The 23,254-nt window shown below is 37.2% G+C and carries 22 protein-coding genes; 4 read left to right on the top strand and 18 right to left on the bottom strand.

Translation table 11 applies throughout. The annotated features are described in order from the left end of the window. Positions 1 to 1,125 (bottom strand): 4-hydroxyphenylpyruvate dioxygenase, encoded by a 1,125-nt coding sequence (gene hppD, locus DS745_RS22455; protein ID WP_129080474.1) that lies wholly within the window; start codon positions 1,123 to 1,125, stop codon positions 1 to 3. Between the two features lie 215 nt (positions 1,126 to 1,340). Here hppD and DS745_RS22450 point away from each other — a divergent pair, with 215 nt between their 5' ends. Both DS745_RS22450 and DS745_RS22445 read left to right on the top strand, forming a co-directional pair. Continuing rightward, positions 1,341 to 1,571 carry a YuzB family protein gene (locus DS745_RS22450; RefSeq protein WP_129080473.1) on the top strand — a complete coding sequence of 77 codons (231 nt, stop codon included), beginning with the start codon at positions 1,341 to 1,343 and terminating at the stop codon, positions 1,569 to 1,571. A gap of 247 nt (positions 1,572 to 1,818) precedes the next feature. Further along, positions 1,819 to 3,987 carry an alkaline phosphatase gene (locus DS745_RS22445; protein ID WP_129080472.1) on the top strand — a complete coding sequence of 723 codons (2,169 nt, stop codon included), beginning with the start codon at positions 1,819 to 1,821 and terminating at the stop codon, positions 3,985 to 3,987. A gap of 131 nt (positions 3,988 to 4,118) precedes the next feature. On the opposite strand, the gene DS745_RS22440 is transcribed toward DS745_RS22445, so the two are convergent. From DS745_RS22440 to DS745_RS22425, 4 genes are read right to left on the bottom strand one after another with little or no spacing between them, the layout of a single operon-like run. After that, positions 4,119 to 4,406, bottom strand: coding sequence for an anti-sigma factor family protein (locus tag DS745_RS22440; RefSeq protein ID WP_129080471.1), 288 nt, complete (start codon positions 4,404 to 4,406; stop codon positions 4,119 to 4,121). Beyond that, on the bottom strand, positions 4,396 to 4,920 hold the full coding sequence (locus DS745_RS22435; protein ID WP_129080470.1) for a sigma-70 family RNA polymerase sigma factor: 525 nt from the start codon (positions 4,918 to 4,920) through the stop codon (positions 4,396 to 4,398). Before DS745_RS22435 ends, DS745_RS22440 begins: the two co-directional genes overlap by 11 nt. After that, the gene (locus DS745_RS22430; RefSeq protein WP_129080469.1) at positions 4,921 to 5,181 is read right to left on the bottom strand and encodes a hypothetical protein; all 261 of its coding nucleotides are present in this window, start codon (positions 5,179 to 5,181) and stop codon (positions 4,921 to 4,923) included. It abuts the gene before it with no gap. Further along, on the bottom strand, positions 5,174 to 7,105 hold the full coding sequence (locus tag DS745_RS22425) for a hypothetical protein (protein WP_129080468.1): 1,932 nt from the start codon (positions 7,103 to 7,105) through the stop codon (positions 5,174 to 5,176). The genes DS745_RS22430 and DS745_RS22425 overlap by 8 nt, the downstream gene beginning before the upstream one ends. Positions 7,106 to 7,630: 525 nt before the next feature. Between DS745_RS22425 and DS745_RS22420 the strand changes: the two genes are divergently transcribed. Continuing rightward, entirely contained in the window at positions 7,631 to 10,027 is a 2,397-nt protein-coding gene (locus DS745_RS22420; protein WP_129080467.1) for a S8 family serine peptidase, read from the top strand. Positions 10,028 to 10,069: 42 nt separating this feature from the next. Here DS745_RS22420 and menC read toward each other — a convergent pair whose 3' ends face one another. From menC to DS745_RS22400, 4 genes are all read right to left on the bottom strand, one after another. Then, positions 10,070 to 11,176, bottom strand: coding sequence for an o-succinylbenzoate synthase (gene menC / locus DS745_RS22415; RefSeq protein WP_129080466.1), 1,107 nt, complete (start codon positions 11,174 to 11,176; stop codon positions 10,070 to 10,072). A 3-nt stretch (positions 11,177 to 11,179) separates the two neighbouring features. Then, on the bottom strand, positions 11,180 to 11,932 hold the full coding sequence (locus tag DS745_RS22410) for a GNAT family N-acetyltransferase (protein ID WP_129080465.1): 753 nt from the start codon (positions 11,930 to 11,932) through the stop codon (positions 11,180 to 11,182). Positions 11,933 to 11,942: 10 nt separating this feature from the next. After that, positions 11,943 to 13,208, bottom strand: a complete 1,266-nt coding sequence (locus DS745_RS22405) for a YjiH family protein (protein WP_338324562.1) — start codon at positions 13,206 to 13,208, stop codon at positions 11,943 to 11,945. 197 nt (positions 13,209 to 13,405) lie between these two features. Then, complete coding sequence (locus tag DS745_RS22400; RefSeq protein WP_129080463.1) at positions 13,406 to 14,086, bottom strand: zinc metallopeptidase; 681 nt, start codon at positions 14,084 to 14,086, stop codon at positions 13,406 to 13,408. A gap of 239 nt (positions 14,087 to 14,325) precedes the next feature. Between DS745_RS22400 and DS745_RS22395 the strand changes: the two genes are divergently transcribed. After that, positions 14,326 to 15,150: a YihY/virulence factor BrkB family protein gene (locus DS745_RS22395; protein ID WP_129080462.1), complete on the top strand. Its 825-nt coding sequence runs from the start codon at positions 14,326 to 14,328 to the stop codon at positions 15,148 to 15,150. Between the two features lie 167 nt (positions 15,151 to 15,317). On the opposite strand, the gene DS745_RS22390 is transcribed toward DS745_RS22395, so the two are convergent. The 9 genes from DS745_RS22390 to DS745_RS22350 form a co-directional block, all read right to left on the bottom strand. Beyond that, positions 15,318 to 16,388: an FUSC family protein gene (locus tag DS745_RS22390; RefSeq protein WP_241657910.1), complete on the bottom strand. Its 1,071-nt coding sequence runs from the start codon at positions 16,386 to 16,388 to the stop codon at positions 15,318 to 15,320. Positions 16,389 to 16,463: 75 nt separating this feature from the next. Next, positions 16,464 to 17,240, bottom strand: a complete 777-nt coding sequence (locus tag DS745_RS22385; RefSeq protein WP_129080461.1) for a class I SAM-dependent methyltransferase — start codon at positions 17,238 to 17,240, stop codon at positions 16,464 to 16,466. Positions 17,241 to 17,283: 43 nt separating this feature from the next. Then, positions 17,284 to 17,484: a hypothetical protein gene (locus tag DS745_RS22380; protein WP_129080460.1), complete on the bottom strand. Its 201-nt coding sequence runs from the start codon at positions 17,482 to 17,484 to the stop codon at positions 17,284 to 17,286. 118 nt (positions 17,485 to 17,602) lie between these two features. After that, the gene (locus DS745_RS22375) at positions 17,603 to 18,175 is read right to left on the bottom strand and encodes a nitroreductase family protein (RefSeq protein ID WP_129080459.1); all 573 of its coding nucleotides are present in this window, start codon (positions 18,173 to 18,175) and stop codon (positions 17,603 to 17,605) included. Between the two features lie 52 nt (positions 18,176 to 18,227). Continuing rightward, on the bottom strand, positions 18,228 to 18,923 hold the full coding sequence (locus DS745_RS22370; RefSeq protein ID WP_129080458.1) for an OmpA family protein: 696 nt from the start codon (positions 18,921 to 18,923) through the stop codon (positions 18,228 to 18,230). Continuing rightward, positions 18,916 to 20,736: a MotA/TolQ/ExbB proton channel family protein gene (locus DS745_RS22365; protein ID WP_129080457.1), complete on the bottom strand. Its 1,821-nt coding sequence runs from the start codon at positions 20,734 to 20,736 to the stop codon at positions 18,916 to 18,918. Before DS745_RS22365 ends, DS745_RS22370 begins: the two co-directional genes overlap by 8 nt. A 344-nt stretch (positions 20,737 to 21,080) precedes the next feature. Further along, a complete protein-coding gene (locus tag DS745_RS22360; protein WP_129080456.1) occupies positions 21,081 to 21,626 on the bottom strand; it encodes a histidine phosphatase family protein in 546 nt (181 codons plus the stop codon). 97 nt (positions 21,627 to 21,723) lie between these two features. Continuing rightward, on the bottom strand, positions 21,724 to 22,659 hold the full coding sequence (locus DS745_RS22355; protein WP_161568354.1) for a sensor domain-containing diguanylate cyclase: 936 nt from the start codon (positions 22,657 to 22,659) through the stop codon (positions 21,724 to 21,726). Between the two features lie 183 nt (positions 22,660 to 22,842). After that, the gene (locus DS745_RS22350) at positions 22,843 to 23,163 is read right to left on the bottom strand and encodes a DUF3889 domain-containing protein (protein WP_129080454.1); all 321 of its coding nucleotides are present in this window, start codon (positions 23,161 to 23,163) and stop codon (positions 22,843 to 22,845) included. Positions 23,164 to 23,254: the final 91 nt, after the last annotated feature.

Genomic DNA, 23,254 nt, shown 5'->3' with positions numbered 1-23,254 from the left:
TTAAATATTTCCACGACGCTCTTGCTCACGTTCAATAGATTCGAACAATGCTTTGAAGTTTCCTTCTCCAAAACCACGCGCCCCTTTTCTTTGAATGATCTCAATAAACAAAGTAGGACGGTCAACGATTGGCTTTGTGAAAATTTGTAGCAGATACCCTTCGTCATCTCTATCTACTAAAATACTAAGCTCTTGAAGTTTCTTAATGTCCTCATCAATGTCTCCGACTCTAGCACTTAAATCTTCATAATATGTTTGTGGTGTATTTAGGAATTCAACCCCGTTTTCTCGTAACGCTTTAATTGTTGCAATAATGTCGTTTGTAAGTAACGCCATATGCTGTACACCTGGTCCGTTATAGAAATCTAAGTATTCTTGAATTTGAGATTTACGCTTTCCTTCTGCTGGTTCGTTGATTGGGAATTTAATTCTTCCTGTCCCGTTCATCATCACCTTTGACATTAGCGCAGAATATTCTGTTGAGATATCTTCATCATCAAAATGTCTCAGTACAGTAAAATCAAATACCTTTTCGTAGTAAGTCGTCCACTCTTCCATACTTTCAACGTTTCCAACGACATGGTCAATTCCAACTAGACCTGATGGTTTTGAGTGGTTTGGACCTTCGTATGCTTGGAACCCTGGTAAAAAACTACCTTTGTAATCTTGTAATTCAATTAACGTATGAACTGTATCTCCGTATGTTCCGATAATTGCTTTTTTTACTGAACCGTTCTCGTCTGACTCAGTCCAAGGTTCACGAATTGGAATACCGCCTCTAGCAATAACACCTTTATATGCTTCTTCTACGTCAGAAACAGTTAAGGCAATATCTTTTGCGCCGTCGCCATGTACTTTTACAAACTCAGAAACATCCGTTTTATCTGATAATGAACCAGTGATAACTAGACGAATAGTACCTTGCTCAAGTACATAAGATACACGATCACGGCAGCCAGTTTCTAAGCCACGATACGCTTTAATTTGGAAACCAAATGCGTTACAGAAATAGTAAGCTGATTGTTTTGCATTGCCAGCGTAGATCTCCATATGATGGAAGCTTTCTACCTCAAAACTATTATTTTTTTCAGTTGGATTTGGTACATTCGTTACTTCATTTGACATCTGGAAAATCCCCCTTATTTGTTATATTTACACTATTAAAATAATAATAATATTCAAAATAATTATTCGCAAGCGCTTACAACAACGCGTAAATACTGTAAATAAATAAAGCGACATTACGATAAAGCGTTCAAGCTTTTCCTCGTAATCTTGCAATCTTCTATTTTCTTCAACTATAATCTCTTCAACAAACTTGATTTGCACGGAGGTTTCTAATGAGAACTACAATCAAATTTTGCCCATTAAACTTTAAAAACGAATTGCGAGAAATAAAAAATCACATCAAACAACTCCCTGACATCACCGTACACGACGATAAATGTTTGAATTATTGCGGCCAATGTATGATCCAGCCATTTTCACTGGTGAATGGGAAAAATATTGTTTGTGAGAATGCTGATGAGCTTTATCAGAAGATTACGGAGCAACTAGAGAACCTACATTAATATAATTATTCGTTTCGATTATGTCTTATTCAAACTTGAATCATTCAGATTTTGAATAAGGACCATAACTCAAACATCATTAAATCAGGGCATGGAGATTAATCTCTATGCCCTGATTTTTTAACTGTATAACAAAAATTGCTTTGTTTTATTTTTTCCATAAAATACCTAGTAGAAAGTATGAGTATTGGAACAAACTACCTCTATAGACCAATTAAGTAAATATAGAAAGTTGAGGTTTTTTGAAATGAAAAAAAAGTTATTATCCCTCTTTTTAGTGGTACTTCTTTTAATGAGTGGGTGCGGCTTCAATGCTCAAGGAGCGAGAACTCCTGATGCACAATCACAAACAACTCAAGGTCAAACAAATGATCTAGGTATTCAACAACAGTCACAGGTAGGACAGCAACGTCCAGATGATTATAATCGAATTGACCAACCTGGCCAAGCAGCCGGTATGAGGCATGGTGGCCAGGTTGGTCAAACTGGTCAAACTGATGGTATGAATCAGACTGGTCTAACTGCGCAATCTCAAAATACGAAACAATCTGGTCAAACTGGACAAGTTCATGACATGGAAGGTAGGCATCAAACCCAAACAACCGCTCTTCAAAATGAGCCAATCCAACCAGATGGAGATATTTATGTTCCCTTACGTGACAGCGAAAATGTTGACCATAACAATCCACAGCAAGGTATTTCTGGTCAAGCTGCACAAGGTGGTCAAGTAACTGGACAAACTGGTACGGCGCCTGAACCTGCTGGTCGTAAATTAGTTGCAACCGCAAATAAACCAAAGAATATCATTGTTTTAATCGGTGACGGTTTAGGGATGGGACAAATGGAAGTTGCACGTTTGTTTGAGCATGGAAAAGAAGGCTATTTATTTATGCAAACCATGCCTCATGTGGCTCTTTCACAAACTTATTCTGCTGACAATTTCGTAACTGACTCAGCAGCAGCTGGTACAGCTTTAGCAACAGCCAAGAAAACAAACAATACGATGCTTGGGATTACTCCAGATGGAAACGAGTTAGACAGTATTTTAGATGTGCTTCAAATGGCTGGGAAAAAGGTTGGCTTTGTCTCGACAAATACAGCAACAGATGCGACACCAGCAGCTTATTATGCGAGTGTTCGTACCCGTGCTGGACAAGATGAAATTGCTAGGCAACTATTTGAAAAAGATATTGATGTAATTCTTGGTGGAGGAAGAGAATTTTTTACACCAGAAAGACAAAATGGTGTTAATTTAATCGAGAAGTTTAAAGAAAAAGGCTATTCTTTCGTTACTAATAAAACAGAATTAAATGCAGCAAAGGGCGATAAGCTACTTGGTTTATTCAACGAAACCTTTATGAACTATAAGATTGACCGTGATGAATTAAACAGTCAAGAACCTACATTAACAGAAATGACTGCAAAAACTTTAGAATTCTTAAACAAAGGAAATCAGGGATTTTTTGCAATGATTGAAGGAGCAAGAATTGACCACGCTGCACACGCTGCAGACTTTGCTAGTATTTGGAAAGAAACAATTGAATTTGATGATGCAGTGAAATTCGCGGTAGATTGGGCTAAAAAAGATGGAAACACATTAGTTGTTGCCCTGTCTGACCATGAAACAATGGGAATTACTGCCTCGGAGCCAATGAATATTGCAAAGTTAAAGGCAATACCTGTTACTCCGGAGTATATGGTTCGTGATTTATCATGGGATGAAGGTGCAAACAGGTATACCTCAGAAAGTGTTAAAAACATTTTTAGTAAGTATGCAGATATTACCCTAACTGATACAGAAGTTGATCAATTCAATCAACGCATTCTAGATAATCAAGGGAAAAGAGTTCCTACATTTAGAATTGGTTGGGAAATAGGAACAATTATTGCTGATTATTATAATGCAGGAGCTATGAATACGAAAGTTCGCTCCCTAAGTCCAACTGGTGGACACTCAGGTAATATGGTCCCAATTTTCGCTTCAGGTGTAGGTGCAGAAACGTTTAACGGCGTTTTTGATAACACTGAAGTACCTAAGGTTATTGCCCAACTCGCCGGAGTGAACCTAGAAACAATAAAAGTTTTTGTTAACGAAAAGAGAGTACGCTTTGCGGTTCAACCATTAATACAAAACAACCGAACTCTCGTACCAATAAGAGAAGTATCAGAAGCTCTAGGTGCTGAAGTTAAATGGAACCAAGCAACAAAAACGGTTACATTACTAAAAGGAGACACCACGGTAACGTTAACAATCGGACAAAATAAGGCATTACGTAACGGTCAAACATTAACTCTTGAAACACCTGCTCAAGTTATTGGTGGCCGAACATTATTACCACTTCGTTTCATCAGTGAAGCATTTGGTGCAACGGTAGATTGGAATCAGGCAACAAAAGTTGTATCCATTAAACAGTAAAACATTTAAACCCTCAGTACAGTACTGAGGGTTTAAAAATTCTTATATATTTAATTCCAAACTCCAATCCTTTTTTATAATTAATGATTTTATTGTGAGTTTCTACTTCAAAACCGAACCGGTAGACTTACTTACTTTATAAATCCAATTAAAACTACAATTATGACGTATATCAAAAAAAATAAACCAATGCCACGAAGAATCAAGCGGCCATAGTACTTTTCCCAAAAATCACTTGAGTGACTGTCAACTTCTGGCCCAACAGTTACATTTACATCGAGCGGGGCTTCCATCATTTCATAGAGCTCCTGACAGTCTGTACAGCTCGTGATATGTTCTTTCACTTGTCGGTTTGTTTCTACAGAACAGTCCCCTTCTATATACAGTGGTAACAAATCTCTAACCAAACTACATTTCATTTGTATCAACCTCTGTTCTTTGCAAATGTTTCCTTAATTCCAACTTGGCGCGGTGCAAATTGGTTTTCACCTTTGATAGTTTCCAATCTAAGATGTCCGTCATTTCTTCATAGGACAACTCTTGAAACTCTCTTAGGATGATGACGTGCTGATAATCATCTTTTAATGAGAGTATCGCCTTTAGGAGTTGTTCTTGCTCTGCTTTTTGAGTAACAGCATCTTCTGGTAGACGATAAATGTCTTGTTCAAGTGGCTGTATTTCCTCTATTGGATAACTTGAGTACCTTGTTTCCCTACGGTACCAATTGATAAATGTATTATGAGCAATGGTATACAACCACGTCTTGACACTTGAGTTTCCTTTGAATGAGGCTAAGCCATGAAATGCTTTTAAAAATGTATCTTGAGCAAGATCTAAAGCTAGATCTCTATTTCTAGTTCGTTGAAGAAGATAACGAAAGATTTCTTTGTAATAGAGAGAATACAAATCCTCTAATGTTCGCCAATTACTCATCTACCAAAAATACCAGATAGACATCCAAACGGAAAGGACAATGAAAAAGCCGTACATTGTCATCGTCAGGATGCGAATCCCCCATATTTTTTCTCCATCTTGATTGGCAGTTAATGGCTTTGTGTCTGTGCGATAGTTTAAACAAAACTGGCAATTAGATTTATGTTCTTCCATCCAATATCTCGTTTCTTCCTCTACTTCATTTTCCATATATAGCTCATATAAGTTCTGAAATACCGCACAATCATCTTGATTATTCATAAAGTGACAGCACCTCTTTCGTTTCCAGATCAACTAAATAAAGGCGGTGATTAGCTTTTCCAAATGGTTGGATGACTAGTAGCCATGCTTCTCTAATCATACCATCTTCATCAATGACATGGGCCAATTTCGACCGGGATGCATAAGGAATAAAATCAAATGTCGGATTGACGATTTCATAAGCTTCATTACTTGAAGCAACTTTCACATCTGTTGAAGGTCGACTATAGTAATTAATCAGTTTTGAATACATAAACAATGGCTCACCTTTGGTATAGCCAAACTGATGATAAAATGAGCGTTTTGATGGATCAGCTCCTACCTCTCTCCAATCCCAAAAATTAGAATAGCGGTGGCGCTCCCATTTTTCTGGGTGGAGCTCTAATTTAGATAAAATCCTTTTTTCTAACTCTTCAAAATCAGTGTTCTCATTAAGATCGCCGGCAAAATATAAAATCTCTCCAGTTCTGCCGTCTAAATGAAATGAGTGATTAATGGCTGTTTCAATGTACAAATCAATGGTGCGATTGCTGTACCCATACCAAGCATTGTCTAACACATAAGCTGGCATCTCTTGATCAAGCAAGTCATACCACTCTTGAAGAATGCGATGAATATCGTCTGATGTAAGCAATACATCTTTTAGAGACTCCACTGGATAAAGAATTTTACTTTCATGAAATTCCATCAAAGACTCTTTCTCCCAACGAAATGATGTCTTTTGCCATACTTGTTTAGCGATTGTACCGTCAGAAAACCTAGGGATCATCTCTACGATTGTCTGCCCTTCTTGTTCTCTTACCTCCACATGAATTTGTTCATCGTCAAGTAATGTACGACCCATGTTTGTGAGTACTTGCTTAGATAAGGCGACATACTCATCGGCATCTAGTTTTTCACCTACGGGATCAGTTTGTCGATGAAGGTTCATGACTTTTCCAGAAACTCCATCTATATCAACTGAATAGTTTTGCGATCGTAACCAATATCGATTATGAAAATCCTGTGTTTCTGGTTGTTGAAATAGAAAGTCTTGATCTCCTGTAATAGTTCTGGCTAATGTTTTTGCTTCTTCTAGTTGAACGAGATTTGAACTTTCATAGTACGTTAATTGAACCTCTGCTATCGTATTTTTTAATGCTGCATCCGCAAGATTATAAACCGGGTTCACTAATAATAGAAAAATAGCTGCCATGATCCCAATGAATGAAGACCTATATTGATCTATGGTCTCACTTTTAGAAATGATATGGTAAGTCATCAATAGTCCTAAGAAAATGATGAGATTTGTTACTTCTAGGATAGCTAGGTTACCGGGATTGACCAATAACAATAGTCCCAATGTGGAACCAACGATCAGATAAAATGGAATAACCGTTTTCAAGCGTATCTCCCAATAATTTCGGAAAAATAAATACAAACTGCTAGTAATGATTGAACTAATAACTAGGATTGCGATTAGGTCAGGTAGATAAATACTTTCTTTTATAAAATAAAATAGAATGCTAGTGACTAACTGAATGGCTGGTAATGTTAGTACGGCCAAATCGAACGTATAAAATAACCCCTTATATTTTTTCACTTTCATCGTAATGATGTAATAAAATCCAACGACTATGATATAGCCGAAAAATAAAAAGTGTAAAAATTGTCGCATTGATGGCTGTCTATCATAATACAGGCTGAAAATTTCCGTGATTTGAACTTGATGAAGCATTTCGATAGACAAGCCAATTAATAAAACAAAACGGACAGCAAAGCCTACATACAATGAGGCCCTTGTTTGATCTAGTCTTTTCGTGAATATCGTTACAATCGCATATACGGCTAGTGCTGTTAGCGTCCACTGAATGATAATCTTACTAATATGACTCAATAAAAAAAACGTCTCAATATGCAAAACAACCCTACTAATTAACTCCATACACGTACCCCTTTTTCATGATCTATGAGCTCACAATTCTTTAGACAAATAAGTTAATAAAAAGTTTCGTGTTTTTGAAATTTATTTTTTTATACAAGCCTAGGAAATAACAACTAGAACAAACAGTAGATTTACGGTCCAATACTCTTATTTTCGGCTCTGTTTAAATTAGGTACTATAGCGTGAATTTCAAGAAATAGGTAGAAGTGTTCGACAATCTTGTCCTGAAATTCGATACTACCTTCAAAAAAATGATCTTTTGTGACATTTTCGATTGTTATGTGAAACTTTATTCATTATAGCAAAAAAATAAATTTTCATTGTTTTTACTGTATTTTTGATCGTAAATTACTATTCCTATTTCTAGGACCACAATCGGGATTTTGAATTTTCGTAATTGTTTGACGAATGTGAATTTTTAAAGCTAAATTAAAAGCATACTACTGCCTGTTTTAAATCTAGGCAAGGAAAGGATGATTACATAACTTGTTTTTCGTATTACCAAATTTGAGAGGAGATGTGTATATGTCAAAAAGAAATTCAAAGCTGTTTTTTATGTATCTACTAATTTTTTCACTAGTTTTCTCAAGTTTTGCTGGATTAGGAGGAGCTGTCAGTATTGAGGAGTCCTCTCAACCGAATGTGTATTTAGATGTAGATCCAACATCGGCCGATCTCATTACTGTTATCGTTGAATTAGAAGAAGAGTCAATTCTTGAAGCAAAGCATAACGGAAACTTTCAATCTGCTGAATTATTAGAAGCAGAACGTCAAGTAATCATTGCTGAGATTTCAAAAGTAGCAAACGTAACAGTCGGTCAAGAATATGACTATGTTTTCTCAGGTTTCTCTTTAGAGATTGCTGAGAATGAATTACACCATCTTTTATCGATTGCTGGGGTAAAAGCTGTGTATGAAAATGTTGAGTATCAAGTTTCATCATTTGATGTAGATTTTGAAACAGTTAGCCCAATGATGATGGACAGTGCTCCGTTTATTGGCGCTAATGATGCGTGGGAAGCTGGTTTCACTGGTAAAGGTGTTACAGTGGCGATTATTGATACAGGTGTTGACTACACTCACCCTGATTTAGCTCATGCGTTTGGTGAATATAAAGGTTGGGACTTCGTTAATAACGATGCTGATCCACAAGAAACGATCACAGGTCTTTTAAGCCGTAGAACAAACCACGGAACACACGTAGCTGGTACAGTTGCGGCGAACGGTGAGATTAAAGGTGTTGCTCCAGACGCAACATTACTAGCATATCGTGTATTGGGCCCTGGTGGTAGTGGGACGACTCAAAATGTAATTGCTGGTATTGAGCGTGCAGTTCTAGACGGTGCTGACGTGATGAATCTTTCTTTAGGAAATACTTCTAATAACCCTGATTTTGCTACAAGTATAGCATTAGACCGTGCGATGGCTGATGGTGTAGTTGCAGTTACATCAAACGGAAACAGCGGTCCAAATGATTGGACAGTTGGTTCACCTGGCACTTCTCGTCAGGCGATTTCTGTAGGGGCAACGATGCTACCATATAATTTATATAGTGCTGGTATTTTTACATCTGAAGGTGTTGATTACCCAAGTTCAGCGGTAATGGGTTACCCATCTGAAGACGAACTATTGGCTTTAACTGATGGTGAATTTGAATTTGTTTGGGTTGGTCTTGCGGGGACTGCTGCTGACTTTGCAGGGAAAGATTTAGAAGGAAAAATTGCATTAATGCAACGTGGCGACTATGCATTCCAAGTTAAAGCAGAAAACGCAAAAGCTCATGGTGCTATAGGTGCTGTAATCTTTAATAATCAACCTGGTGTACAACCTGAAATCCCAGGAACACCAATTCCAATGATTATGACTTCTCAAGAAGATGGTCAAAAGTTGCAAGCTGAACTAGAAGCTGGCAACAATATGATCTCGTTTGATATCGAGTTCGTAAAGGAAGTTGGAGAAACAATGGCGAACTTCTCATCTCGTGGACCTGTTATGGGTACTTGGATGATTAAGCCCGATGTTTCTGCACCAGGAGTAGCAATTAATAGTACAGTTCCACTTCATCATGCTTCTGGCCCACATACTCATGGTTATGCTTCACTACAAGGAACAAGTATGGCTGCGCCACACGTGGCAGGTGCTGCGGCACTGATTTTAGAAGCACATCCTGATTGGAGTGTTGATTTCGTTAAGGCTGCTTTAATGAACACGGCTGAAAACCTTTTTGATGCTGATGGTAACCTCTACCCTCACAATAGCCAAGGTGCGGGAAGTATCCGCGTTCTTGATGCAATTAACACAGAAATTTTAGTTACACCTGGAAGCCATTCATTTGGGATTTTTACAAACATGGATGAACGTGAGGTAAGAAGCCAAAGCTTTACTATTCACAATGTATCTAATGAGCGTAAAAGATTAGCGATTGATTTTACTGGTCATGAAGGAATTAAAGTAACGACTAGTAAGAACTTACAGATCCAACCTGGTAGAACACAAGAACTAAACTTTAACGTACAGGTTGACACGAGGAAATTAGATCCTGGCTTCTATGAAGGAACATTTATTTTAACTTATGGTAATCAAAAGGTTGAGGTGCCGACAATTGTTTTTGTTCAAATACCAAATAACGTCAACTTAGCAACATGGCAAAGTATTGGAATTTCTGGCGGAAATGTTGTTGGAAACGTGAGCTTACCTTTTGGTGCAGATGTATTTGATGTTCGTATTCGTAGTGAAGCTACAGGTGAATTATTAAGAGTAATCCCGAGTGGTACGAATTTAACTGCGGGAACCTATGGAATTGTTTGGGATATGACTGTAAATGAAGAAGCTTTAGCACCAGGTCGTTACCAAGTGATTGCTTATGTGAAAAAGGGTAATCGCGAACAAGAGATTATTGGTGGAACGCTAAATGTGAACTAATATATACAAGAGTGTCCTAATTAAGGGCACTCTTGTATTGATTTACGAAAATGTTCTGCTAACCACTGTAAGCTCATCGATCAGCTTCATATTCGGTTCATAACCGATCCCATCACCCTTAGGAAACTCAATATAACCATCTTTCATCTTTACTTCAGGTGTAATAATATCTTTTTTCCAATAGTGTGAAGATGGTGCTGTGTCACCTGGCAAAGTGAAATTAGCTAGCGATGTAATCGCAATATTGTGGGCACGACCAATGCCAGCTTCTAGCATCCCACCGCACCAGACAGGAATTCCACGGCTTTCACATAGATCATGAATTTTCTTCGTCTCCGTTAAGCCGCCAACACGACCAATTTTCAAATTGATAATCTTGCAGCTGCCTAGCTCAATGGCTTTCCTTGCATCTTCTACGGTATGAATGCTTTCATCTAAGCAAATCGGTGTTTGCAATTCCTTTTGTAGCTTGGCGTGATCAATAATGTCATCGCTGTCTAAAGGCTGTTCAATCATCGTTAAACCAAACTCGTCTAGTTGCTGAAGATGTGGAATGTCCTCGATTGTGTAGGCACAATTTGCATCAGCCATAAGCGGGACCTGAGGAAATTCTCTTCGAATCGCTTTTACAATCTCTAGATCCCACTCAGGCTTAATTTTCACCTTAATTCGTTTGTAGCCCTCGTTCACATACCCTTCCACTTGGCGTAGCAACTCGTCTACTGAATTCTTAATCCCAACACTAACGCCAACCTCGATCTGTTGCTTTACTCCTCCAAGCGCTTTTGCTAATGTAAGACTATTTTCTTTTGCATAAAGATCCCAGATGGCACACTCTAGAGCTGCTTTCGCATTAAAGTTTCGGCGTATCGGTCGAAATAAATCAGAAACGTCGTCAGGGTGTTGAATTGAAGCTTTCATTAGCATCGGGATTAAAAAGTCACTCATGATATGCCAATTAGTTTGAACTGTTTCTTCGTTATAAATTGGCTCTACGATCGACACCGACTCTCCCCAGCCTGACAAACCGCTCTTTGATAATACTTCGACTAATATAAAGTCTTTATCATATTCCGTTCCAACACTAGTGGTAAACGGGTGTAACAAATCCATCTTCACCTGTCGTAATACAATACTCTTAATATCCATGATCTACCCCTTTTTTAGAACATAAAGATACTGCCGATCGACGTCATGATCTTTGATTAAGTCAACAACACTATATCCAAGTCTGAAATAATAAGTAAAAATCTCACGTGTACGTGCGCGCCACTTTTGTGCATGTGAAAAATGATCTCTTTTTAATTCTTGGAAATTCCCTGGCACGGGCACGAAAAGAACGTCATCATGTTGGATGTGTTCTAGAGTTGAGATTTTCGGTGCAGGCTGATAACTTCCGGCAACCTCTCGCTGTTCCTTAATTTTCCACTCTACTAAAAAACGATCTGTCGGGATGCCGGCATTTAGGTTATCGTCCATCTCACCGTAGGCATTTTCTAAATAAGTCGAGCATACTGCTCCTAACTTATGTAAATTTAAATACCCATTCACTGTTTCCAACGGATCGTAGGTCCAGGTTATTAAATCATATCCCTTTTCAATCGCCACAGTTTTCTGAGCAAGTTTAAGTTTTTCACCAATTCCCATTTTTTGAAAATCTGGGTGAATACCTAAACTATGTGAACACAAATAAATTTTTTCCCCGTCATATCCTGGAAAACTATATTGAAAGCCTACAAGTTTATCGGTAAGAAAGGCCCCGATGACGAGGCCTCCATTTTTTACAGCAGCTACAGTTTGATTGACGGGTACAGAATCTTCCAAACTCCAAATAAGTGCTTCTAGTTTACGAACAACTTCTAAATCTGCAATTGTTACAAGGTTTCGAATGACTAATGATTTCAAAACGAACCTCCTAAAAAATAATGTGAGCGACACCAACTACGATTGGTAACGTAATAATTGTACGTAATAAAAAGATGAAAACTAAGTCTCTAAATTTTACAGGTAGCTTAGAACCTAATAGTAATCCACCCATTTCTGACATATAGACAAGTTGTGTAACAGATACACAGGCAATGATAAATCTTGTCATTTCGCTTTCAATTCCGCTACCAATAACAGCTGGTAAAAACATATCTGCAAATCCAACTACCATTGTTTGTGCAGCAGCTGAAGCTTCTGGCACTTGAAGGAACATTAAGATTGGTTCAAATGGCTTACCTAAAATTGCAAATACAGGTGTATGCTCCGCAATCACTAAAGCCACTGTTCCGATTGCCATAACGATCGGTAATACACCTACCCACATATCGATAACATTCTGGAAACCCTCTTTTAGAACAGAAGATGGTCCAGAATTTTTCTTTGCTTTTGTAACGGCTTGATTTAAGCCCCACTTTGCCATAGAGATATCTTTTGGAATTACGCTTTCAACCTTTAGTTCTGCTTCTTCATAACCAGTATTGGCTTTTCTAGATAATGGTGGAATTCGTGGCATGATAATTGCTGCCACTAGACCTGCTAAAATAATTGTAAAGTAATATTCCCCAAAATAATGCCCTAAATTTAGATACTCAAGTATAACAATCGTAAATGTAATAGATACGACTGAAAACGTTGTGGCAACTACAGCCGCTTCACGTTTTGTATAATATCCTTCTTCATATTGCTTCGTTGTTAATAAAACACCGATGGTACCGTCCCCTACCCAAGATGCTAAGCAGTCTAACGATGATCTTCCTGGTAGTGTAAATAAGGGTCTCATGATTTTTATTAATAATGCTCCAATAAACTCAAGTAACCCAAAGTTTAATAGTAGCGGCAAGAATAATCCAGCAAATAAAAATGTCGTCAGAAGGATGGGCATTAAATCATACATTAATAATCCACCAGTATACTCAGACCAAATCATTTCCGGCCCCAAGCTGTATACGGTGATCACTGCAAAAATAAACCCAAGCAGACGAGCAACTAACCAAAAGATTGAAACATTTAATAGTTTATTTAAAAAGCCGTTTTTTAAGATGAACTCGGGTTTAACTACAATCGCGATAAACGAACCAATCACTGAAAAAGCAAGAATTAATACAGTGATTGTCGGGATGGCATCAACTAAAACTGAATTTAGTTGCTTCGCTAAAAAAGCTACCGGAATAGTAATACTCTCTCCGTAGGACACGGGAACTAAAAATAAAAGCAAACCAAGTAATGATGGAAGAATAAATTTTAAGTATCCGCCTTAATAGAACCCCGGTTAGTAAGCCCCTATAGAAACCAAGCTCACTCCTTCCTTAAAACTACCTAAAAAGGCTTTGTTCAAGCAAAACGAAGCCTTTCTCACTACTATTTCGGATCTTTTATTTTTAAGTAAAATTTTTAGCGTCTGTTTCTAAAGATCATAATAAATTTAATAAGTTGTAACACCGCCATCATTGTACTTGCTACATAAGTTAGAGCTGCTGCATTTAATACCTTACTAACACCCTTTTCTTCGCTGTTCTTAATCATTCCTAGTTCAAGTAGTTTATCTTTCGCCCGTTTACTTGCATCAAATTCTACTGGGAGTGTAACAACTTGGAATAGAACTGCAGCTGAAAATAAAGCAATTCCAACGCCAATTAGGTTTGTAATTCCTAGTAAAAATCCTCCTAGGAACAACATCGGAGCTAGCTGTGAACCAATGTTCGCTAACGGAAAAAGACGGTGACGTAAGACAAGCATGGAATACCTATGCTCATCTTGGATGGCATGCCCAACTTCATGAGCTGCCACAGCAAGTGAAGATAGCGAGTTTCCACGGTATACAGGTTCCGACAATCGGATTACTTTTGCAGTAGGGTCATAATGATCAGAAAGGTCGCCACCTTTTGAATATTCTACTCTGACATGGGAAAGACCTTCCTGATCTAGAATTTGCCTGGCCACTTGTGCTCCTGACAAACCTGAGGAAGCCCTTACTCTAGACCACTTCTGAAAATTTCCTTTTACCTTTGTTTGTGCCCATAACGCAAGTCCTAATGCTATAAATATAAGAAAATCCATTGGATGAAAAAACATAGGAAAGTACCTCCGTATCTAAGATTTTTTTATTATAAAATACAATTGTGAACTGAATATGAACAAAACATGAGTCCTAATAAGTAGAGTACATTTATTTTTTTGGAATTATTCTGGTATACCAGAAAGAAAAAGGTCATTGGATGCTTTTTGTAGAATATAGCGATAGGATATATTTGTTTAATAACAGACAAAAATGGGCATTTACTAATCAGTAGTAGATGTAAGGTGGTGTTCTTTTGAAAACAAAACATGTATTTGTTAAAGAGTTTTATGAGCAAGTAAAAAAAGATCCAATTCAGGATTGGGCCGCAACATTGGCTTTTTATTTTATGTTGTCGATATTTCCTCTTCTTATTTTTATTTTAGCAATTGTGCCTTATTTACCTTTAGATATTGAGCAAGTTTATCATTTTGTTCATGATTATGCTCCACCAGAATTAGCTGATTTATTTTCTGAGACAGTACTAGAGGTGATTGCAGAACCTAAAGGTGGCTTATTGTCCTTTGGTATCTTAGCTACTTTATGGACCGCATCAAATGGTATTAATGCCTTAATCCGAGCTTTAAATCGCGCTCACAATATTGACGAAACACGTTCTTTTGTCCGGGTTAGACTAATGTCAATGATTTTAATGCTTGGTGTCGTCACTGTCTTTTTTGTGACATTACTTCTTCCGGTATTTGGTAATGTAATTTTAACTGGAATTCACGATGTTTTTAATATTCCAGATCAAATGCTTGTTGCTTTAAACCGTCTTCGCTGGATTATTGGCGTTGTGATTATGACGTTTGTACTCATGCTTCTTTACATGGTGGCTCCAAATCGCAAATTGGGGTTTCGTGATGTAATCTATGGGGCGTTATTAGCTACGCTTAGTTGGCAACTCATCTCGTTCGGGTTTTCGATTTATATTTCTAATTTTAACAATTACACAGCTACATACGGCAGTCTTGGTGGGGTCATCATTCTCATGCTGTGGTTTTATTTAAGTGGGCTCATTCTAGTTGTTGGCGGAGAGATTAATGCTACACTTTATAACATTCGTTTCATGAAGAAATAGAAAAACAACCTAGTTCGTGCTGAACTAGGTTGTTTTTGTTATTGCATGGTTGCTAAGATTTCTTTCATATTTTTCTCAACAAGTGGATAAAAATTGTTTTTGGCACTAGTTGTTACTGCAACCCGTTATCAAACTTGTAGCTAAAAAAATACTGAATAGTCTTTTGATCATTCTTCCTTTCCCTTTAAATATTGATGGATCAATTTATCTAGGCGTTGTAAGTGAAAGGTGTAATCCATAATAGATGACACAATAATCATTAAACGCTGTTTTGATCCCTTGTCCTGGGTATATAATCTTAATGCTTGTTCGAAAAAATTGTTACTTTGTTCAAGTACATCATTTTCTAAACTAGTTGGTTTAATCTTTCCTTGATATTTTAATAATAAGTTTTCATGATATTTCATTAACAGCTCTAAATGACTGTCAAATAATAGATTGTCTTCCTCTTCCGTAGTACTTTGAAAATAATGTTCTTCAATATTCTCAACGATTTGTTCGCCTTCTTGAAGTACTTTAAGCATCTGTTTAAAAACAATGATTTCTCTTGCGTTAAGTTGTTTTGTTTTCCCTAATTTTGTTCTTTCTTCCTCGAACAATTGAAATTGCTCTTCAAGTTTTTGGATATCCTTGCTTAAACTTTTGTGATGCTCATTAAATGATACCTCGGTTAACTCGTTAGATATGGCAGTCCTAAGTAGTAACGACATATTTTGAAACGTCGACTGTACCTGTTTAAAATAGTTTTGTTGGTACTTCGGTGGCAAAACGATAATGTTGACTACCATTGCTGCACCTGTACCAATCATAATGATAATAAATCGCTCTAAGGTAAAAAATAAATCCTCGCTACCCGCTGCGCTCATGATCGCTAAAACGGTCACAAGTGTTAACGGTATCGTTTTTTCCATTTTCAGCTTTAAGCTTAAGGAAATCACTAACATAATCACAAAGCCAATCGTGATGGGATTTTCACCAAAAAAATAGATGAAAAAAAGTGATAAAGTGGCTCCTAATGTATTCGTAATGATCTGGTCAATCATCTGTTTCCAAGTTCGATAAATCGAAGGCTGAATGGCTAAGATAGCTGCCACCCCTGCGAAGATAGGGGGATCTAAATTTAAAATGGAACATATGTATAAAGCTACTGTAACCGCAATTCCTGTTTTTAAAATTCTAGGACCAAAAGTAATAGTTCTCCCTCCAGTTATTTTTTCTTTTATTCTTACACAACTCATTCATTCCTTCAAATAGAAAAAGGCTCTTACACAACTCATTCATTCCTTCAAATAGAAAAAGGCAAACTCGAGAGCTTACCTTTTCTCACATAGTACCATCCACTCGTCAATTTGGTGAGACTGTACACAGTTATTTTCAACTATGATTGAAAAATAGTTTTTGATTTCCTCATTTGCAGCCAGAATATACTGTTCAACTTGATCTCTTTGTTCCTGACTCTCGGTCGTTCTCGCAACCCAGGTTGGAAATTTGAATGTTTTCTTACGAGCTAATTCTTGGATTACTTCTAAGTTGTTTTGGGTGAACAACTCTCGCCATTCTTCTGTTGTTTGGCAGCGCACATGACTTTCATCTCTTAACTTTTCTACTGTATTCATAAATACATCGAACCGAGGATTCTCTGGTGCGACATTGTCAATGAGGACAAACCTTCCACTAGGCTTTAGTACTCTACTTACTTCTTTTATGAAACTAGCTGGGCTCGGGAAATGGTGAGGAGCGATCCGGCAGGTGACTACATCAAATGTCCCTTCTAAAAAAGGCAATGACTCAGCATCCGCGATCACATAAAAGATGTTTTGAAACTGCGTTTTTAAATGTTTGGCAGTATTTGCTAGCATTTCCTCTGTTAGGTCCGTGGAAAAAACGGTGGAAACATGTGGTGCCAAGGTTTTCGCTACATGCCCACCACCAGTTGCTACATCTAAGACTACCCATGTAGACTTTGGTTGTAGCCATTCAATAAGCAATGGTAAATCATCACCTTTGGCATGGCTCTCACTCGAGACATACTCTTCTGCATTCTTTCCAAAGACACTTTTCACTTTATTCTTAATGTTCTTATCTTCCATGAGCACCACTCCTACCTAGTAATTTAGGAAAAAAGACTGTGAATTAGAGTTTCAACTTTTCTCCTTCTTGAAGAAGAAACTCAACAAGTTTGCCAACTTTTTCATAGGCGTACTGATAAGATGCTGCTTTTACTTCTTCGAAAATTAACAAATCAATGACTTCGTCACGATCAACATCGTCCCATTTATTTTCTTTATCCATTTGTGCTAATTGCATTTTAATTCGAGCTAATGCCTCTTCCATCGTACATTCCTCCTATGTGAAGATGACCTTATTTTACCAAATAATGACGAACGTGGCTAATTGTTTTGGTGACAACAAAGAACAGCCCCATCTCAAATGAAACAGGGCTGCGTCTTATTTAGGTATTCATCCACTTTGTGTACGTATGAAAATCTGTTTTCTGCACTTGCTTAGGTGCAATATCTGGGTAGCCCAGGTAGATAAATGCAAGAACTTTTCCGTTTTCCGAAAGTCCAAAGAAGTCTCTTACTTGGTCCTCGTAGCAAATCGCACCAGTTCTCCAAATTGAACCTAACCCAAGGGCATGGGCTGCTAGAAGCATATTTTGAACAGCACTATTCACTGCTGCATACTCTTCCAATTTAATTACCTTTTTCTCTGAACTTGGCTCGATACCGACAGCAATAATGACGGGAGCTCTTAGTGGATTACGTTTGGCTTTAGCGAGTTTCGTTTGAAACTCTTCACTAGTATGATCAGTCTCTTGTGCCGAAACGATATCTGCAAATACTTCACCAAGTCGATCTCTAGCTGCTCCTTCGACGACGAAAAAGCGCCATGGTTCTGTTCGATGATGATTAGGAGCGTACGTTCCCGCCTCCAAGATTTTTTCGATATATTCTTTCGGAAAAGCATCCTGTTTCACTTTCCCGATACTTCTTCTATTTTTTATCGCTTCAAAAATGTCCATGGAATACCACCTTTCTCACTTTTAATGTAAGTTTTCTTTCGAACTTTTGCAACTATTTCCCACCTAATAACTCTCTTGTTGCCTCCAAGATTTCTTGATCCTTCAAGCGGAATTTAAATTCTACTCGACGTGAGTCTCTATGACTATAATTGCCTTGTTCATCTGTGCGTCCATCTGTAAAAGACCTACCGTTCACCGTTAACTTGTCTTGTAAGTGTTCCTGAATATGTTTATACGGAAATGCATCGCTTAAGATATACTGGGCAACGCTAAAGGCTCGCTGTTGCGATAGCTCCAAGTTATATAAGTAACTACCTGTACGGTCGGCATGCCCTTCAATAATAATCTCTGAAATATAGCTTTCATAACCTCTTTCTAAGAGGACATCTAAATAAGCTGGAACAAATTCGTCTAAGAATTCAAATGCGACTGGCTTTAATACAGAGTCATCAAATTCAAACAGTATATCGGTGTTAAAGATTAGCGCACCTGTTTTCTCATCAATTTCAATCCCAAGTGTTGAATCATTAAATTCTTCATTTAATTCATTTATTAGATCTACTCGCACGCCCATAATCTGGTCAATCGTTCGTTTCATTTCCTCAATTTGAAACGATTTTATCACCATCATAATAATGAAGATAAGGATAAAGCAAAGTAAGATCGCTGTTAATAGGTCTGTAAATGATGGCCAGAAGTGACTTTCATCTTGTTCTCCTTTAAACAACTTTTTGTACTTGTTAATCATTGGTACCAACCCTTATTCGATGAGGTTGTCGTATCGCTTCTTGTGAAAACGACTGAAGCTGGCGATTGAGAACTTGAAACTCTTGATTTAAGTCATTAATGGCTTGTTGAACTGCTCTTGCGCTTCTTACTTGATTTTCTTCAGTTATCTGACCAATTTGCTTAAATTCTTTTTTAATTGAGTCATTCATGTCAATGACATACTCACCAAGATTGCGTCCGACTTTGTCTAATTTATCACCGAGTGTACCATCAAGACTTGCCACATATCTAGATAGAGTGTCTTTTAATACACCGACACTTGACTCTAGTTGGTTTTCTCTATGAGTAAAAGAGTCAATAATTTGTTGTACCGTACGATTGATTTCATTTAGTAGCTGACTATTTTTCATGCCGATTTGCTCATAGGATCTCGCAGCGTCATTCAAATGTTTTTCAAATGCTTGCGACTCATTTGAATGAGTTTTTAAATGATTATTAAAATCATGATTAAATTGCTTTAAGTCTTCTAATCGGTCCTTTAGGAGGTTTTTATACTCTGTTTGCGCAATATGAATTGTATTAAGAGCCTCTGGAAGACGAACAATGGATGATCCTAATTTGTCAAAATCTCCTTTTAAATCTCGTAGGGACGTATGAATACCTGCTAGTTTTGAACTGACATCACTACCAAATATCGTTTTAAACTGTTGATTGTTTTCTTTCATCATTTTTACAAGATGATCACTTTGAGCTGTCATTCTCTCAAATATTCCATGTATCGCTTCTTGTCTGTCAGAAATCGTAGAAATATAGTTTTTCCAATCCTCCACTGACTCTTGAAAATGTTGAAGAGTTTCAGTTTGTGACGTAGATAGTTCTTTTACTTTAGTATAGGTTTCCGTAAACGCACTGGCCATGCGTTCGTTCCGTTTATCCATCGAGTGGAAATAGGTAAATAACTGGTCAAAGTTTTTATTTAATTTTTTCACACCGCTGTCAAAGCCAGCTGTGACCTCTTTTATTCCGTCAAAAAGTACAGAAAACTCCTGTAAATTTTTTGAGAGACCTTCATTAAATAATGCCAAGTCTCTAGCAGATTGTTGCAGGCCAACGGTATACTCTTGGAAACCGTGAAAAGCCTGTTCGATATTTTGAAGTGATTCTTGATTGGTTTCCTTTAGTTGTACAATAGATGAATTGATCGATTCGGAGACTTCAATTAAACGTCCCATGTCATCTTGATCATGATCTTCGAGATATGATTCTACTTTTAACATAATATCTGTTAGTAGATACTCGGTATTGGCTACTTTTGTCAGGATGGTCATAATAAGTGAAAAACCCATCCCGACAATACTCGTATAGAACGCTACATCAAGACCTGCAAGGACCAAACCGACATTTTCTACGAGTTGGTCACCAGTTCCCTCAATACTCCCAAGTGACATCGAAAGTCCGATGAATGTACCTAATACACCAACTAAGATAAAAACTGACACCGTCATCTGAATAAGTTTTATTAGACTAATCACCGGTACCTGAAACATTCGCCAGCTCGAAAACTTCTTTTGAACAAATGTTTCTACTGATTCTTGTTTTCTCTTATGCTCAAACTCTGCTTGAAACCTATTTAATGGACTAATATCCAAAGAGCTAGACGACGTTAAGAAACTTTGTATCCGTCTTAATCTACTAAACAAAGCAAAATGAACAAAAACAGCTACCGCAAATGTGACAAACAAAACGAAGAAAATTAACTCAATCAATGAATTAGAAAGTATCGACTGTGCCTGTTGCTCATTTACGAACAACCTAAGTATCGTTTCGACCACAAATCATCCCCCCTTGAAAATCCTTTAGTTATAGCTATTCCCAAAGTGGACAAATCATGCCTGCAAAGAAAGGTCGAGATTTAGAGGGAGAATTTACTTTACTAGATAAATTGACCCTTAGTTAGATTTAACATATAATGTTGAACTAATATATTTCGCAAACTTCTACGTAAATCTTTGGAAATAAGGTCCAAAAGTCTCTACCAAACTACCGCACTGGTTCCGTTATTTTCTCACAAATCCGTAAAAACAGCACTGTTTTTGATAAATAGCGGAACGTATGGCCGCGAAATTCAAAAAATGCTGTTTTTTGCGAATGTAACGGAACAGGTGTCCTCCACTTTTTAAGATGATAGATTTAGACTGCCAAAACGATAGATATTGTAGTCTCCATTGTCCGAAGAATACTTTAGAATGTTGCGATCCTCGGGTATTCCTTCAAAATATGCGCCAATGCAACCTGTTGTACATCTATGCCCAGCTAATAAGATATTTACATCAGTAGTTCCGTTGGCCTCTTGAAGTTCTTGCATAAAGCCAAACACTCGCTTTACAAAACTTCCAATTTCTTCAACACCTTGATAAACTCTACTGTCTGGTATTGGACCAGCAAACTTCACTTCTTCTTTCCGCAGTCTATCTGCTTCCCCTAAATCGAATACATCAAGCCTTCGGTCAACAATTGCCTTTCTGCCAGTGGCGATTTCTGCTGTTTGAATGGCTCTTTCTTGTGGTGACGAGTACACATGATCAAATGTAATGTCTACTAATCTTTCTTTTAATGTTAAAGCTTGTGCAATACCAACTTCATTTAAAGGTAGTCCTAATCTTCCCTGTAATCTACCATCTTTGTTTAGATTGGTTTGACCGTGTCTAATCACATAAATCATTAGTACATCCTCCTTTTTTATTACCTGGTACTATAACTAAATACTAAACGCTTTTACTAAAATTGTAAATAAAAACGACACCACAGGAGTGTCGTTTTTATACTAGTAACTTTTTATTTGATTTTTGTGTATACATGTTACGATCAGCTTCTATGAAAATACGCTCGGTGTTCCCTATAGAACTTTCAGTATAAGAGTGACCTATAGAGATTTGAATTTTACTAATATTTTGCTCATTATGTTGTGCAATCCAGCGATAGAGTTTTTCCAATAGTAACTCAATCTCCTCAATACGATGATTAACTATCACGAATGAAAACTCATCTCCACCAATTCTCGAGATAAACACATTTTCACTAGAATACTCACTTAGTAGCTTTGCAGTATTTACAATTAAACTGTCACCTTGTTTATGACCGAATTGATCATTAATATATTTTAATTCGTCTAAGTCACACACAATAATAGCAATAGATGTATCTTCGTTTTCATCGTAAGTCTCCAATAGTTTTTCAAAGTATCCCCTATTATAAAGATTGGTTAAAGCATCATGATTGCTATTATATTCCAACTCTTGTTGGAGCTTAATTTTTTCGTCGATACAACGCATAACACCTTCAATTGCAACTATTTCATTTTTTTTATTATAAATGGCAGTTGCGTACTCTTCAAACCAATGATAGTTCCCATCATTGTCTCGCCAACGAATAATTAAAGGCTCATCGTAATTAATTTGCCCCTGGACCTTCTTCACCAAGGTGTCATAGTCATCTGGGTGGCTTCTGTTAAAACTATCGTTAAAGTCACGATAATTAGTCTCGACGGTGCCTTTCCCTAAATACTTATCTAAAGAAGGACTTATATAACGGTACTTCGTTACTGGTTTTATCTCGTAAACATAAACAATATCCTTTGCCCCCTCAATAAGTTTAAAAATTCTCTTCTCGGTGGGAGATATCTTCCTCTTATACCAGTAGACAAGATGTGAGACTAATAGAATACAAACAATACTAAGCAATATCCAAGTGGTCAATGTTGTTCCCTCGCTCTGTGCTGTCATGAATTTACAATTCTATTATGTACTGTCTAAGAGAAGTTGTCCAGTGAACTACCCGCCACTTAATTTTCTATCGAAAATTTGAAGTGGGGGTCTTCTGGGCAAAAATGATAAAAAAACCAAGAGCAATGTCACATTACTCTCGGCCACCCTTAAACTTTAATCTTCATCAAAATATACATCAATTAGTTGATCCTGTTTAGGATTAACTAGGACATACGTTCTTACTTCTTTTCTTTCACCATTTAATTCTAAGGTCATCTTAAAGTTATACTGTTGGCGTTCATCTGAGATGACGACTTTCCCTTCGTACTTATAGTCAACCATTTCGTATTTCGGGAATTGCTTTGTTGTTTGTTCTACTGCGATTTTTCCCCATTTCGCATACTCTGGTTGTTGTTGAGCAAAGCCAGTAGTGGTTTGTAAAATTAAAAACAACATAGTTACTAGAAAGATCAGTATTCGACGTTTGTTTATCATTATTTTCACCTCCTTGTATTTTTCGTCAGGTTATTTTGTTCCAAGATTTCCCTAAACATACCAAGCAATAATAAAAAGCAGTATCACATGG

The sequence above is a fragment of the Anaerobacillus alkaliphilus genome, assembly GCF_004116265.1.
Taxonomy (GTDB): domain Bacteria; phylum Bacillota; class Bacilli; order Bacillales; family Anaerobacillaceae; genus Anaerobacillus; species Anaerobacillus alkaliphilus.
This window is presented reverse-complemented; position numbering and strand designations above follow the sequence as displayed.